At 65.4% G+C, this 13,745-nt stretch carries 14 protein-coding genes; all 14 read right to left on the minus strand.

What is annotated here, in order from left to right:
• Positions 1 to 11: 11 nt before the first annotated feature.
• Positions 12 to 749 (minus strand): NAD(P)-binding oxidoreductase, encoded by a 738-nt coding sequence (locus QA609_RS00230; RefSeq protein ID WP_278300570.1) that lies wholly within the window; start codon positions 747 to 749, stop codon positions 12 to 14.
• Between the two features lie 64 nt (positions 750 to 813).
• Positions 814 to 1,620: a CBS domain-containing protein gene (locus QA609_RS00235; RefSeq protein WP_278300571.1), complete on the minus strand. Its 807-nt coding sequence runs from the start codon at positions 1,618 to 1,620 to the stop codon at positions 814 to 816.
• Between the two features lie 43 nt (positions 1,621 to 1,663).
• Positions 1,664 to 3,145, minus strand: coding sequence for a DHH family phosphoesterase (locus tag QA609_RS00240; RefSeq protein ID WP_278300572.1), 1,482 nt, complete (start codon positions 3,143 to 3,145; stop codon positions 1,664 to 1,666).
• A gap of 91 nt (positions 3,146 to 3,236) precedes the next feature.
• A complete protein-coding gene (locus tag QA609_RS00245) occupies positions 3,237 to 4,766 on the minus strand; it encodes an NADH-quinone oxidoreductase subunit N (protein ID WP_278300573.1) in 1,530 nt (509 codons plus the stop codon).
• Positions 4,766 to 6,292: a NuoM family protein gene (locus QA609_RS00250; RefSeq protein ID WP_278300574.1), complete on the minus strand. Its 1,527-nt coding sequence runs from the start codon at positions 6,290 to 6,292 to the stop codon at positions 4,766 to 4,768. Before QA609_RS00250 ends, QA609_RS00245 begins: the two co-directional genes overlap by 1 nt.
• Complete coding sequence (gene nuoL, locus QA609_RS00255) at positions 6,289 to 8,325, minus strand: NADH-quinone oxidoreductase subunit L (RefSeq protein WP_278300575.1); 2,037 nt, start codon at positions 8,323 to 8,325, stop codon at positions 6,289 to 6,291. The genes QA609_RS00250 and nuoL overlap by 4 nt, the downstream gene beginning before the upstream one ends.
• Position 8,326: 1 nt before the next feature.
• Positions 8,327 to 8,632 (minus strand): NADH-quinone oxidoreductase subunit NuoK, encoded by a 306-nt coding sequence (gene nuoK / locus QA609_RS00260; RefSeq protein WP_005553423.1) that lies wholly within the window; start codon positions 8,630 to 8,632, stop codon positions 8,327 to 8,329.
• Complete coding sequence (locus QA609_RS00265; RefSeq protein ID WP_278300576.1) at positions 8,629 to 9,057, minus strand: hypothetical protein; 429 nt, start codon at positions 9,055 to 9,057, stop codon at positions 8,629 to 8,631. The genes nuoK and QA609_RS00265 overlap by 4 nt, the downstream gene beginning before the upstream one ends.
• Positions 9,054 to 9,335: an NADH-quinone oxidoreductase subunit J gene (locus QA609_RS00270; protein ID WP_278300577.1), complete on the minus strand. Its 282-nt coding sequence runs from the start codon at positions 9,333 to 9,335 to the stop codon at positions 9,054 to 9,056. The genes QA609_RS00265 and QA609_RS00270 overlap by 4 nt, the downstream gene beginning before the upstream one ends.
• A gap of 40 nt (positions 9,336 to 9,375) precedes the next feature.
• Positions 9,376 to 9,837, minus strand: a complete 462-nt coding sequence (locus QA609_RS00275) for an NADH-quinone oxidoreductase subunit I (RefSeq protein ID WP_015320303.1) — start codon at positions 9,835 to 9,837, stop codon at positions 9,376 to 9,378.
• Positions 9,834 to 10,919, minus strand: a complete 1,086-nt coding sequence (locus QA609_RS00280; RefSeq protein WP_278300578.1) for a complex I subunit 1 family protein — start codon at positions 10,917 to 10,919, stop codon at positions 9,834 to 9,836. Before QA609_RS00280 ends, QA609_RS00275 begins: the two co-directional genes overlap by 4 nt.
• Entirely contained in the window at positions 10,916 to 12,580 is a 1,665-nt protein-coding gene (locus tag QA609_RS00285; protein ID WP_278300579.1) for an NADH-quinone oxidoreductase subunit D, read from the minus strand. Before QA609_RS00285 ends, QA609_RS00280 begins: the two co-directional genes overlap by 4 nt.
• The gene (locus QA609_RS00290) at positions 12,577 to 13,284 is read right to left on the minus strand and encodes an NADH-quinone oxidoreductase subunit B (protein ID WP_278300580.1); all 708 of its coding nucleotides are present in this window, start codon (positions 13,282 to 13,284) and stop codon (positions 12,577 to 12,579) included. The genes QA609_RS00285 and QA609_RS00290 overlap by 4 nt, the downstream gene beginning before the upstream one ends.
• Positions 13,281 to 13,694: an NADH-quinone oxidoreductase subunit A gene (locus tag QA609_RS00295; protein ID WP_278300581.1), complete on the minus strand. Its 414-nt coding sequence runs from the start codon at positions 13,692 to 13,694 to the stop codon at positions 13,281 to 13,283. The genes QA609_RS00290 and QA609_RS00295 overlap by 4 nt, the downstream gene beginning before the upstream one ends.
• Positions 13,695 to 13,745: the final 51 nt, after the last annotated feature.

Here is a 13,745-nt window from a genome sequence, read left to right on the forward strand (position 1 = left end):
CCGGGTGCTCCCTACAGGCGCATCCGATCGCGGTCGGCCTCGACGCGGTCGAACGCCCAGTCGACCTCGACGACGCGCTTCGGCGGACCGGAGAGCCCATCGCGGCTGACGATCTCGAGGGTCCGATTTCGCGCGTCCGGAGTGAACGGCGCGGCGGCCATGACGCGAGCGACGTCGGCCCGCGAAATGGATCCCACGACGGAGTCGCCGCCCTCGCCGACGACGATTTCGGCGCTCGGCGGCTCGTTCGTGAGCCGCCCGGGCCGAACGATCGTGTAGTCGATCCCAGACCGACGGATCGCGGTCTCGGCGTCGGCCTTGGCCTTCAGCGAGCCCCGGATGAGGAGTCTGGCCGGCAGCGGGAGTCCCGCCTTCGAGCTGTCGACCCCGATCGCGCTCTGGTGGACGAAGTGAGATACCCCTTCGCTCACGGCGGCCGTCAGGAGGTTGCTGACGCCGGTTCGATCGACCAGCTTGCCGCCGACGGTGTGGCGGTAGCTGGGCGGCGTCCCGAGCGCACAGCAGACGACGTCACAGCCCTCGACGGCCGCAACTGCGTCGCCGGGTTCGAAGAAGTCCGCGACGAGGACCTCGTCGGCGCCGAGTCGCTCGAGGTGATCGACGTTCGTGTACGACCGGGTCGTCGCGCGAACCGTAAGCTCCGTCGGTCGGAGGACGGCGAGCAGTTCCGTCCCGGTGTCGCCGCTCGCTCCCGCGATGAGTACGCTCGCTGAACTGTCATCGGTCATCGAACCGCGTACTCGCCGGAGCGGGAAAACCCTGACCAGTGATCAACGGAGCGAAACGTTCGGATTACTCTTCGCCCTGGAGCCGTTCAGTCGTCTGGACCAGCGGATGGCGCGCGTAGTCGACGACCTCGATGTCGCTGATTCGCTCGAGGCCCTCCTTTTTGGCGGTGCGGGCCATCCCGAGGTCGATCGGGTCGTCGATGACGATGATGTAGGCGTCCATCTCGTCGATCGAGAGGCGGTCGGCCGCGAGCACGCGGTGGTGGCCGTCGGCCAGCAACAGGGTGCCGGCGTTGTCGATGACGACCAGCGGTTCGGCCAGCCCGTTCTCGAGTTCGTAGCGCCGGCCCTCGAGTTCGTCGGCGTACACCCGCCCCTGTGTCGGGGTGAGCTCCCCGAGGGGAACCGTTCGACGCTCCTGGCGCAGGTCGACGCCGTGGATCTGTTCTAAGGTGTTGACGAGCTTGCCGACCTTCTGTGGGGTTGCGCGCTCGATCTGGCTGCGAATCACGTCGGCGTTCGAGATGATACCGACGAGGTTGCCCGCGTCGTCGACGACCGGTAACTTCTGGATCCCCGATCGAAGTATCACCCTGGCGGCGTCGGTGACTTTCATCTCGGGGTGGGCGACCAGCAGGTCCGTCGTCATCACCTTGAAAATCGGGTCGCCCTCGTCGGCCAGCAACAGATCGCGGGCGCTAATAAAGCCCTCCACGCGCCGGCGCTCGCAGACGGGAAAGCCGCTGTGGTTGTCGGTCTCGGCGATTCGGTTCGCGACCGCGCCGACGGTGGTGTCGGGCGAGACCGTCGCCACGTCGCGGGTCATGTAGTCTTTGACCTGAGGTTTGGTCCGGTCCGACGCTACGTCCATACCGTCCCAACGCAACCCCGGTGCAAAAGCGCTGTCGTCGCCGCTACTCGGCGTCGGGCTCCTCGAGCGAGAACAGCACCTCGCTGGTCTGGGTGTAGGAGCCGACCGGCGTGCCTGGCTGGCTCTCGATCGCCTCGAAGAAGCGGTCCGTGATGACCTCCTCGACGACGCTGACGATCGAGTCGACCTGCTCGTCGTCGGCGGTGCCGAGGATTCCGATCTCGAGCTGGGCGCCCGCCATGTCGGCGTGGCCGCCCGCGCTGCCGATCCGATCGAAGGCGTCCCGCAGGGTTTCGCCGAGATCGACATCTGCGGCCCGGGATCGGGCGGAGACGAACACCATCTCCTCCATGAAGCCGAACACGAGCGACGTGTCGACGCCCTCCATGGTGAGCAGCCGGTCTGCCGCCTGCGGGAGCGCGTCGCGGTCGCCGATTCGGCCCGCGCTCGCGGCCGCGACCGATCCCCGTTGTTCCCGGTTTTTGATCGCGCGGGCGATCGTCTCCAGGGTCTCGCCCTCGAGGGAGGGCTGTTCGATTCGGCGGAGCACGTCGGTGTCGACGTGGGGCCACAGCGTCGCTGCAGCCTCGAAGTCGGCCGCAGAAATCTCCCGGGTGAACTCGTCGGTGTCGACGCGGATCCCGTACAGAAGCGCCGTCGCGACCGCTCGGTCGAACGCCGGTTCGAACCGCTCCAAGTACTCGGTCAGCACCGTGCTCGTCGCGCCGGCGTGTTCCCGGAGGTCGACGTAGTCGCTCGGCACCGGGCCCCGCGGCGGGTGGTGGTCGATGACGATGTCGACGTGGAGGTCCTCCGGAAGCTGGTCGTTGACACCCGGCCGGGAGTGGTCGACCAGCGCGAAGGCGCCGTACTCCTCGAGAGAGGCGTCTGGCTCGAGGTTCCGCAGGTCCAGGTCGAGGACGTTGACCATCGCCCTGTTTTCCTGGTGGGAGATCTGTCCGAAGTAACAGGGATCTGCCGAGACGCCGACCGACTCGGCGATTCCGGCCAGCGCGACCGCGCTTGCGATCGCGTCGGGGTCGGGGTTGTCGTGCATCACGACCGCGAGCGGACCGTCGAGTCCCTGGAGGTGCCGTCGGAGCCGGATCGCGGCGTCGGCGGCCGAACTCGTCGTCTCCTCGAGGACGGCGTCGCCGATCGCTCGTTCGGGGTCGACGACCCGATCCGCGAGCTCGTCGAACGCCGCCCGGTCCTCATCCGTCGGCTTCCCGCCGAGGTAGGCGACGATCGACGCGGTCGGGAACCGTTCCCGAGCACGCTCGAGCGCGAGCCGGTTGCAATCGGTTCGATCCCCGGCGACGAAGACGACGTCGGGCGTCTCGACGCCCTCGAGGAGGTCGGGATCGGTCGGGTCGGCCGCTCGAGCCGGGATGCTCTCGTCGCGTAACGTCTCGACCGTCTGTCCGTCCTCGGTGACGACGAGCAGCCGGCCGTCGCACTCGGGCAGCCGTGCGATCGTCTGACGACCGACGGTGCCACACCCGAGTACGAGCCGAAAAACCATACGTCGGTGCTTGCAACCCCGTCGGGTAAAAGCTACCGGCTCGGACGACGGCGAACGGGGCCGAGAGAACGAGACGCCGGCGCGGCCGAGGTTAGCTGATCGCGACGGTTGCCGCCTCGAGCGCGGCGTCGGCGATCGGGCCGAACACCGGCAGCGCGACGACGGTCAGCACGGCGGCGAAGATGATCGCCGCGTACAGACCCGTCGGCTGGGAGAGCGTGTCGCGCCCGGAGACCGGATCCTCGATCCAGACGGCCTTCACCAGCCGCGCGTAGTAGTACAGCGAGATCGCGCTGTTGACTACGAGCGCCGCGGCGACGATCAACATCGCGCTGTTTGCCGTCGCCGCTTCGATCGCGCCGGTAAAGAGGAAGTACTTGCTCCAGAAGCCGCCCAGCGGCGGAATCCCCGCGAGGCTGAACATGAAGATCCCGAGCGCGAAACAGGCGACCGGCGCCTGGTTCGAGAGCCCGTTGTAGTCCTCGAACGTGCGACCGACGCCCCAGTACTCCGCGAGCGCGACGAACAGGAACGCGCCGGTGTTCATGAAGCCGTAGACGAGCAGGTGCATCATCGCCGCGCCCATCACGATCTCGCCGCCGTCGGCCGAGAGCCCGGCGAGCCCGATCAGGGCGTAGCCGGCGTGGCCGATCGAGGAGTACGCGAGCATCCGCTTGACGTTGTCCTGGGTCGCCGCGGCGAAGTTCCCCAGCGTCATCGTGACGATCGCGAGGATGATGAAGGCGAGCGTCCAGTCGACGCCGATCACCGCGGTCGTCGGCTCGAGCGGGAACGCCGTCGTGAACACGCGGAAGGCGATCACGAAGCCCGCCGCCTTGGAGGCCGAGGAGAGGAACGCGGCCACCGGTGCGGGCGCGCCCTCGTAGGCATCGGGCGCCCAGAAGTGGAAGGGGACGCTGGCGGTCTTGAACGCGAAGCCGCCGATCAACATCAGGATCCCCAGCCCGAGCAGGCCGCCGTACTCGCCGGCACCCTGGAGGTTGTCGGCGATCGCCTCGAGCTGGAGGTGACCGGTCGCGCCGTAGACCAGCGAGATCCCGTAGACGAAGATCGCCGAGGAGAGCGCCCCGATCAGGAAGTACTTCAGGCCCCCCTCGACGCTGCCGCGGTTGTCCTTGAGGATCGAAACGAGCGCGTAGGATGGCAGACTCGCCAGCTCGAGGGCGATGAAGATCGTGACCAGGCTGTTCGCGGCGGCCATCGTGGCCATCCCGGTCGCCGCGAGCATCATCAGCGAGTAGTACTCGGACTGGTAGGCGTGGTCGCCCATGTAGTCGTAGCTCGCCACGGCGACGAGCGCGGTGACGACCGAGACGACGGTCATGAAGAACAGCGCCATCTGGTCGACCACGAGCTGGCCGCCGAACAGCTCGACGACGCCACGACCGCCAGCGGCGGTGGGCGTGCCGACGCCGGCGACCATGAACCAGACTGCGACGCCGAGTGCCGCGAGCGAGCCGACCGCAGTCGTCCCTGCGAGCAGCGATCGGTTCTTCGTGTGCGGGTTGATGCTGTCGATGACGAACAGCAGGAGCGCTGTCGTCACGAGGATCAACGCCGGGGCGAGCGCGGCCCAGTCGGGGAGCTCGAACACCGCCATCAGGCGTCACCTCCGTTCTCTAAGATCGGATCGACCGCGTCGGTAATCATGTCGAAGATCAGTTCGGGCGCGACGCCGAGGGCGATGATGATGCCGAGCAGCACGAACATCGGTGCGACGTCGTGCAGCGGCGCGCGGCCCACGTCGTAGTCGGTTTCGAGGTGGTACGGTCCGAAGACGGTTCGCTGGAGGGCAAACAGCAGGTAGCCCGCCACGATGACGATGCCGAACATCGCCAGCGAGGTGAAGATCTGCGAGTACGCCAGCAGCCCGGAGCCGAAGGCACCGAAGAAGATGGCGAACTCGCCGAAGAAGCCGCTCATCAGCGGCAGTCCCATGTAGCCGAAGGCGCCGGCGACGAGGATGCCGACGGCGACTGGCATCCGATCGGCCATCCCTGACATATCGGTGACCATCCGAGTGTGAGTCGCGTTGTAGATGACGCCGACGGCCATGAACATCAGCCCGGAGATCAGGCCGTGGGACACCATCTGGAAGGTGGCGCCACCGACTCCGAACTGGGTGTAGGCGATCAGGCCGAGGATGACGTAGCCCATCGACGACACGGAGGAGTAGGCGACGATCCGCTTGAGGTCGGTCTGAGCCAGCGCGAGCATCGCGCCGTAGATGACGCTGATGACCGCGATCGCGGCGATCGGCACCGCGTAGGCCTCGACCTGTTCCGGGAACATCGTGAAGTTGAACCGCAGCAGGGCGTACGTCCCCATCTTCAGCAGGACGCCCGCCAGCAGCACCGACGCAGGAGTCGGCGCCTCGACGTGAGCGTCGGGCAGCCAGGTGTGGAACGGCACGATGGGCACCTTCACCGCGAACCCGAGGAACATCGCGACGAACACGACCGAGGCGAGCGCCGAGCCACCGAGGCCGGCGAAGCCGTCGGGACCGCCGTCGAGCATCGCCGTGGCGACCTCGGGTAGCGCAAAGCTGGTGACGTCACCGAGGCCGAACACGAGCGTGATGAACGCACCGAACATCAGCAGCGAGGCGACGTTCGTGTAGACGAAGAACTTGATCGCCGCGTACTTTCGGCGCGGGCCGCCCCAGACGCCGATCAGCAGGTACATCGGGATCAACACGGCCTCCCAGAAGATGAACCAGACGAAGAAGTCCAGCGCCGTGAAGACGCCGATCAGGTTGGCCTCGATAAAGAGCACGAGCCCGTAGAACTGCGACTCGCGCTCGTCGATCGGCGTCCACGAGCTCATGATCGCGAGCGAGGTGAGCACCGTCGTCAACACGACCAGCGGCAGGCTGATCCCGTCGAGACCGACGAGCCACGAGATGGTGTAGTCGCCCAGCTGAATCCACTCGTACTGGGATTCGAAGGCGAGTTCGCCGTCGAGCAAGGCGTTGCCGCTGCCGTCGAACGCCGTGAACATCCACAGGCTGAGTGCAGCCGGGATCAGGCTGATACCGAAGGCCAGTTTGCCGGCGATACGATTCGGCGCGACAAACGTCGCCAGCGCGCCGATCAGTGTAACCGCGAGTAGCGCTTCAATCATCATAGGAACCAGCCTCCGAGAACGCCGAGCACGATAACCAGGGCGATAAACCCGGTTACGATCAGCGCCGCGTAGTTAGTCACGATCCCCGTCTGGACCCGTTTGACCCGATCGCTACCGAACAGGCTCACCGACGAGACGCCGTTGACGGTGCCGTCGATGACGGTCTGGTCGAACCGGTCCGCGGCTCGAGCCAGCGGCAGGGTCAGTCCCTCCGCGAGCCAGACCTGGTACTCGTCCTGGTAGTAGTTGGACTCGATCGTCTCGCGAACGCTCCCGAGACGCTCCTTGTGTGCGACCGGTTCCGGAACGTTGTACAGCTTCCAGGCCAGGCCGGCACCCGAGAAGGCGAGCAGCAGGGAGAGCCCCGCCGCGATCAGCACGGTCGTCGACTCGGTGCCGATGTAGCCGGTGTCGTACACCGCCGCGAGCGCGTCGGTGTAGGCGGCGTAGGTCGTCCCCTCGGCGCCGCCGCTGAGCCACTCGTTGAGGAACTCGATCTCGAGTCCGGTCAGCTTCGCGACCGGAGCGAGGTTGGCGATGCCCGCGACGACCGCGAGGACGCCGAGTGCGATCAGTGGGAACTTCACCGCCCAGCCGACCGGGTGGGGGTCCTCGGCGACGTCCGAACGTGGCTCGCCGTGGAACGTCAGGAACACCATCCGGAAGGTGTAGAAGCCGGTGAAGAAGACGGCGAGCAGTCCCATCGCGTACGCTGCCATGATCAGGGGCTGCTCGGTCCCGACGATCAGGGCGTCGTAGAGGATCTCGTCTTTCGACCAGAAGCCCGAGAACGGAATGATCCCGGCGAGCGCGAGCGCGCCCGCGAGGAACGTGTAGTAGGTGACGGGTGCCTTGTTCTTCAGGCCACCCATCTTCCACATGTCCTGTTCGTGGTGCATGAGGATGATGACGGCGCCGGCACCGAGGAACAGCAGGGCCTTGAAGAAGGCGTGGTTCATCAGGTGGAAGACCCCGGCGACGTAGCCGCCGACGCCCAGGCCGAGCATCATGTAGCCGTACTGAGAGATCGTCGAGTACGCCAGCACCTGCTTGATGTCGTCTTTGACGACGCCCATCGTCGCCGCGAACAGTGCGGTGAAGCCGCCGACGAAGGCGATGATCGCCAGCGCCGTCGGCGAGAGGGCATAGTAACCGAACATCCGGGCGACCAGGTAGACCCCGGCCGCGACCATCGTCGCCGCGTGAATCAGCGCGGAGACGGTGGTGGGACCCTCCATCGCGTCGGGCAACCAGGTGTGAAGCGGGAACTGAGCGGATTTCCCGATGACGCCACCGAGCACGAGCAGGCCGGTGATCGTCACCCAGGTCTCGGCGTCGAAGCCGAACAGCTGGCCGCCGTCGTCGATCGCCGTCTCGGCCGCGGCGACGAAGGAATCGTCGCCGGCGAACTGGAGCGTGCCGAACGTCGCGGCGATGGCGACGACCCCGATCAGGAAGAAGTAGTCACCGAAACGGGTGACCAGGAACGCCTTCTTCGCGGCCGAGGGTGCCGATCGGGTGCGGAACCAGAAGCCGATCAGCAGGAACGAACACAGCCCCACCAGCTCGAAGAACATGAACGCCATCAGCAGGTTGTCCGCGTAGACGAACGCGAGCATGCTGAACGTAAACAGGCCGAGCCCGGCGTAGTACCGCGGGAGGCCGGTCTCGCCCTCGGCGTTCATGTACTCGAGGCTGAAGACGTGAACGAGGAAGGCGATCAGCGAGACGATCACGAGCATCAGCGCGGCGAGCGGATCGATCAGGATGCCGAACGTGAACTCGATCCCTTCACCGACCTCGCCGGCGGCGTCGCCGGCCGCCCACGTGAACAGCGTCTCGTGATAGTACCCTTCTTCGCCGCCCGCGACGGCCGCAAGCATCACAAGCGAGAGCAGCAGCGAGCCACCCGTCGCGACGATGCCCGGGATCGCCCCCTTCTTCGGGAGTTTCGGCCCGAAGGCGAGGGCGATAACGAACGCCGCAAGCGGGAACAGCGCGATCGCCGGTGCGTAGTCGAATAACCCTTCCATCTTACCACCTCATCGTCGTCGGAACCGTGACGTCGACGTCACGGAAGTTGCGGTACAACACCAGGATGATCCCGAGTCCGATCGCGACCTCCGCGGCCGCAAGCGCCATCACGAACAGCGCGAACACCTGTCCCGTGAGGTTGCCGTGATAGAGCGCGAACGCGATCAGATTGATGTTCGCCGCGTTGACCATGATCTCGACGGACATCAGGAACATCAGTGCGTTTCGGCGCGTCAGGATCCCGAAGAGACCGATGGAGAACAGCGCCATCGACAGCAACACGAAGTACTCGATGGGAACGTTCACCGCTGCTCACCTCCGTCCGACCGGGACGACACACCCTCGGCGCCGCCATCGGTCGCCGCGGGTTGTGTGCTCGCCGAGTCGCCGGTCGAAACGCTCGAGAGCGCCGCGATCGGTTCGCCCTCGGTCTCGCGTTTCGCGAGCACGAGCGCGGCGTCCAGCGCGGCGTCGAGGACGACTGCGATCAGCAGGAACGAGACGAGGAACGGCTCGGTGTTACCGATCGACCCCTCCGTCGACTGCAGTGCCGTGAAGTCGAACAGCGCGTAGCCGATCTCGGAGGTAACCGAGATCCCCTCGGGGAAGCCGACCATCTCGTCGGCGAAGCCGGTGTTGAGCGCGATCATCGCCATCACGCCGAACAGCGCGACGGCGAGGATGCCGGGCAACAGCGACTCGCCGAGCCGGAGTTGCGGCCCGTTGGTCATGTCTGTACCACCTCGTCGGTCTCGTCTACGCCCGCGTCGTCGCGCTGGGTGAGCATCACGGCGAACGTGATGAGGATGAGCACCCCGCCCACGTAGACGAGGATCTGCATCATGGCGACGAACTCCGCCGCCAGCATCACGTAGTAGACCGCGACGCTGACCAGCGTCACGCCGAGCATCAGTGCCGAGTGCCACGGGTCGGCAAGCAACACGACGCCGAGCGCGCTGGCGAGCGTGACGAACGCGAACAGCGCGAACGCGATCAGCTCATATGTCATTGTTGTGAGTGTCTGCCCGTTCTCGGGACGGGCGGCCCGATTACTGATAATCGACCTCTCCGTCACCCTCACCGATCCACGCGCCCCGGTCGGGTTCGCGCGACTCGAGCGGGTCGATGTCCTTGTACCACGGGACGGCCTTCAGCTGCTCCTTGTTGTACACCAGGTCGTGTTTGGTGTCGCCCGTGAACTCGAAGTTCTGGGTGAGCAGGATCGCGTCGACGGGACAGACCTCCTCGCAGAGCCGGCAGTAGATACACTGGCCGATGTGGAGGTTGTACTGTTCGCCGTTTCGCTGGTCGTCCATCACGATCTGGATGGTGTCGTTCGGACAGACGTTCTCACACTGGCGACACCAGATACAGCGTTCCTGGCTGAACTTGTGGACGCCCCGAAACCGCGGGGAGACGTCCGGTGCGGTCTCCGGATACTCGACAGTGAACGTCGAGCCGTCCAGTGCGTGCTTCATCGTCGTTGCCATCGATTTGAGTAGCCCGATCATTGGATGATCCCTACGATTATCGCAGTCAGGATGAGATTCGCAAACGAAAGGACGAGCAGTCCCTTCCAGCCGATCTCTATCAGCTGGTCGACTCGAACTCGCGGCACCGCCGACCGCATCCACTGGGTCAGCAGGAAGACGCCCCAGATTTTGATGATAAACCAGACGATCCCGATCGACTCGGGACCAGGTCCGGCGGGGCCGCCGAGGAAGATCGTTGCGATGATCGCCCCGCCGAGGAAGATGTGGAGGAACTCGCCGAGGTAGATCAGCACGAAATACACCGAGGAGTACTCGGTCTGGTAGCCGGCGACGATCTCTGTCGGCGCCTCCGGCGTGTCGAACGGGTTGCGGCCGACCTCTGCGAAGTTCGCGAGCAGGAAGAGGACGAACGCGAACGGGTTGACGATCGCGAACCAGGCCGGAATCGCGAACAGTCCGAAGTCGACCAGCGGCTGGTTCTGGACGGCGACGATCTCGCTCATCTGCAGGCTGCCGGTGAAGATAACGACCGACATCCCGGTGACGACGAGCGGGATCTCGTAGGCGACGTTCTGTGCCACGGCACGGAGACCGCCGAGCATCGAGTACTTGTTCGCCGACGAGTAGCCGGCCATCACCAGGCCGAGACTCGCGATGCCGGCGACCGCAAAGACGAACACCAGGCCGACCTCGGGGTCGGCGAGGTGGATTCCGCTTCCCATCGGAATAACCGCAAAGCCGAGCAGCGCCGAGGAGGCGACGACGATCGGCGCGAGGTCGTAGGCCGGTCGGTCGGCGTTCTCCGGGATGATGTTCTCCTTCGAGAGCAGTCGAACCGAGTCGGCGACGATGATCAGCAACCCGGCGGGTCCGAGCCGATTGACGGCGATCCGGTCCGTGAACGCGGCGGTGATCTTCCGTTTCGCCCACGGGCCGGCGACGCCGGTCATCGCCAGCATCAGGTTGCCGATGATAAAGGCCGCAATGAACGCCGCGAGCAGCTCTCCGGCGAGCCCGAACTGGTCGAGTCCGGTCAGGTCGCCGATCCGCTCGGGGAGCAAGACCGTATCACCGGCCTGGAGGAGCGTCCCCTCGATCATCGATCCACCTCTCCGAGCACGATGTCCAGGCTGCCCAGCGAGGCGATCAGGTCGGGAATGAAGTCACCCTCACTGATCTCCCCGAGCGCCGAGAGGTTGTGGAAACACGGGCTGCGGATCTTGAACCGGGCGGGTTTGTCGGTCCCGTCCGAGCGAATGTAGATACCGAGTTCGCCCTTCGCACCCTCGACGGCCCGGTAAACCTCCGTGTCCGGATCGGGCTTGAGCGTCCGGGGGACGTTGGCCTGGATCTCGCGGTCGTCCTCGGGCCAGTCCTCGAGCAGGTCGAGACACTGGTCGATGATCTTCGCGGACTCCTCGACCTCCTCCATCCGACAGAGGACACGGGCGTAGTTGTCACAGCCCTGTCGGGTGATGACGTCCCACTCCAGGTTCTCGTAGTAGCCGTAGGGGTCGTCCCGCCGGAGGTCGTAGTCGATCCCCGAAGCGCGGGCGACCGGTCCCGTACAGCCGTAGTCCTTGGCGACGTCGGGCTGGAGGACGCCCGTGTCGTTACACCGAACCTGGAAGATCTCGTTGCCGGTGACCAGGTTGTTGTACTCGGTGATCTTCGCCGGAAGCTCGTCGAGGAAGTCCCGGGTCTTCTCGATGAACTCGTCACGGGGTTCGGGCAGGTCCCAGGCGACCCCGCCGAGCCGGAAGTAGTTGAACATCAGCCGCTGGCCGGTCAGGTCCTCGAGGATGTCCTGGACGACCTCCCGGTCGCGGAACGAGTACTGGAAGACGGCGTTGAAGTCGCCGTAAACGTCCAGACAGAAGGTTCCGAGCGCCAGGAAGTGCGAGGCGATCCGGCAGAGTTCCGCGCCCATCGTCCGGATGATCTGGGCGTACTCGGGAACCTCGATGTCGGCCAGATCCTCCGCGGTCCGGGCGTAGGCCCACTCGTTTAACAGGCCGGCGGAGACGTAGTCCCACCGGTCCGGGTAGGGCATGATCTGGTGGCGGTAGGTGCCCTGCTGGCACATCTGTTCCTCGCAGCGGTGGAGGTAGCCGACGTCGGGGTCGATGTCGACGACGGTCTCGCCGTCGAGCACCGTCTTGACGTGGAGCACGCCGTGGGTTGCCGGGTGGTGTGGGCCGATGTTGAGGAACATCGTATCCGACTCCTCGTCGTGGTGGTCCGGCTGGATCGGGTTGGCGTGCTCGGCGAGGGTGACGACCTGTGGCTGCTCCTGATCGTAGTCCTTCGAGAGGGGGTGGCCCTGCCAGGTTTCCGGCAGGAGGATCCGACGCGGATCCGGGTGGCCCTCGTAGTCGATACCCACCAGGTCGAACGCCTCCCGCTCGTGCCAGTCGGCCGTGCGGAAGGCGGGTTCGGCCGACTGACTGACCGGGTCGTCGACCGACGTCGGAACGACGACCGACACCTCCTGGGTCGGGTCGGCGTACTTCTTCAGGTGGTAGATCGACTCGTAGCGGTCCTCGTACTGCTGTGCGGTCAGACAGGAGAGGTGGTCGAACCCTCCTTCGTCCCGGAGATCGAACAGGACGTCCTGAACGGCGTCCGGCCGGATGACGAACCCCGGCGCGTTGAGGTGATCGTCGCGTCTGAGCGCGCGGTCACCGATCAGCGCCTCGAGTTCGTCCTCGGTGACCTCGACGCCGGTCTCCTGCTGGTCTCGTTCGAGTTCCGTGCTCATGGCGAATCAGCCCAGTTGTACCGCATGACGAGGTCCTCCTCGTCGATGTCGTCGGCGAGTTTCTGTACGAGTTCGTCCTTCGGCAGGTCGCCGAACTGCTCGAGTTCGTACGGTTTGACCACGACGGGCGAGGTCTCGCCGTTGCGGATCCGCTCCTGTAGTTTGGCGACGCCGTAGATCAGCGCCTCCGGGCGGGGCGGGCAGCCGGGGACGTGGATGTCGACGGGGATGATCTCCTCGGCGCCCTTGACGACGTTGTACCCCTCCTGGAACGGGCCGCCGGAGATCGTACACGATCCCATCCCGACGACGAACTTGGGCTCGGGCATCTGGTCGTAGACCCGCTTCATCCGCGGGCCGAACTTCGAGACGATCGTTCCCGGAACGATCATCACGTCGGCCTGTCGCGGCGACGCTCGAGGGACGCCCGCACCGAAGCGGTCCAGGTCGTGTTTGATCGCGTACGTGTGGATCATCTCGATGCTACAGCAGGCGATCCCGAACTGCAGCATGAACATCGAGTTCCCCCGAACCCAGTTCATGAACTGGTCGAACTTCGTGAGGATAAACGGCGACGCGCCGAACGCCTCCCGAAGCTTCGAGTTGAATCGGTCGTCGGGGCCGGCACCCATCCGCGCCTCGCGAGTGTCGGTCGACGGGGCGGTACTGTCGTAGATATCTTGGCGTGGTTTGTCACTACTCATGATCGATCAGCTCCGGCTTCGACCTGCTCTGGCGTCCGTGCCCACTGAACGGCGCCGGTGCGCCACGCCCAGGCGAACCCGATCAGCAGGATGAAGACGAACGCCAGCATCGGACCGAGGGCGTGGACGAGACCGTACTCCTCGGCCGCGAGCGCATCCTGGTAGACGACCGCCCACGGAAACAGCAGGACGGTTTCGATGTCGAAGACGAGAAACAGAAGCGCAACCATGTAGTACTGGATGTTGAATCGGATGCGCGTCCCGCCGGTCGGCACCTCGCCACTCTCGTAGGTGGCACGTTTGCTCGTTTCGGGGACGCTCGGTCGCAGGAGGTACGATACCGCCATCATCCCGAACGGTATCAGCAGTCCGACGAGCGCGAGCGCGCCGATAGCGATCCAGTCATTCATCTCGGTAACGTCCGAAGCTTCTGACCCCACGCATATAAGGGTTGATTCTCG

It is taken from the genome of Natronococcus sp. A-GB7 (assembly GCF_029688865.1).
In the GTDB taxonomy this organism is placed as follows: Archaea; Halobacteriota; Halobacteria; order Halobacteriales; family Natrialbaceae; genus Natronococcus.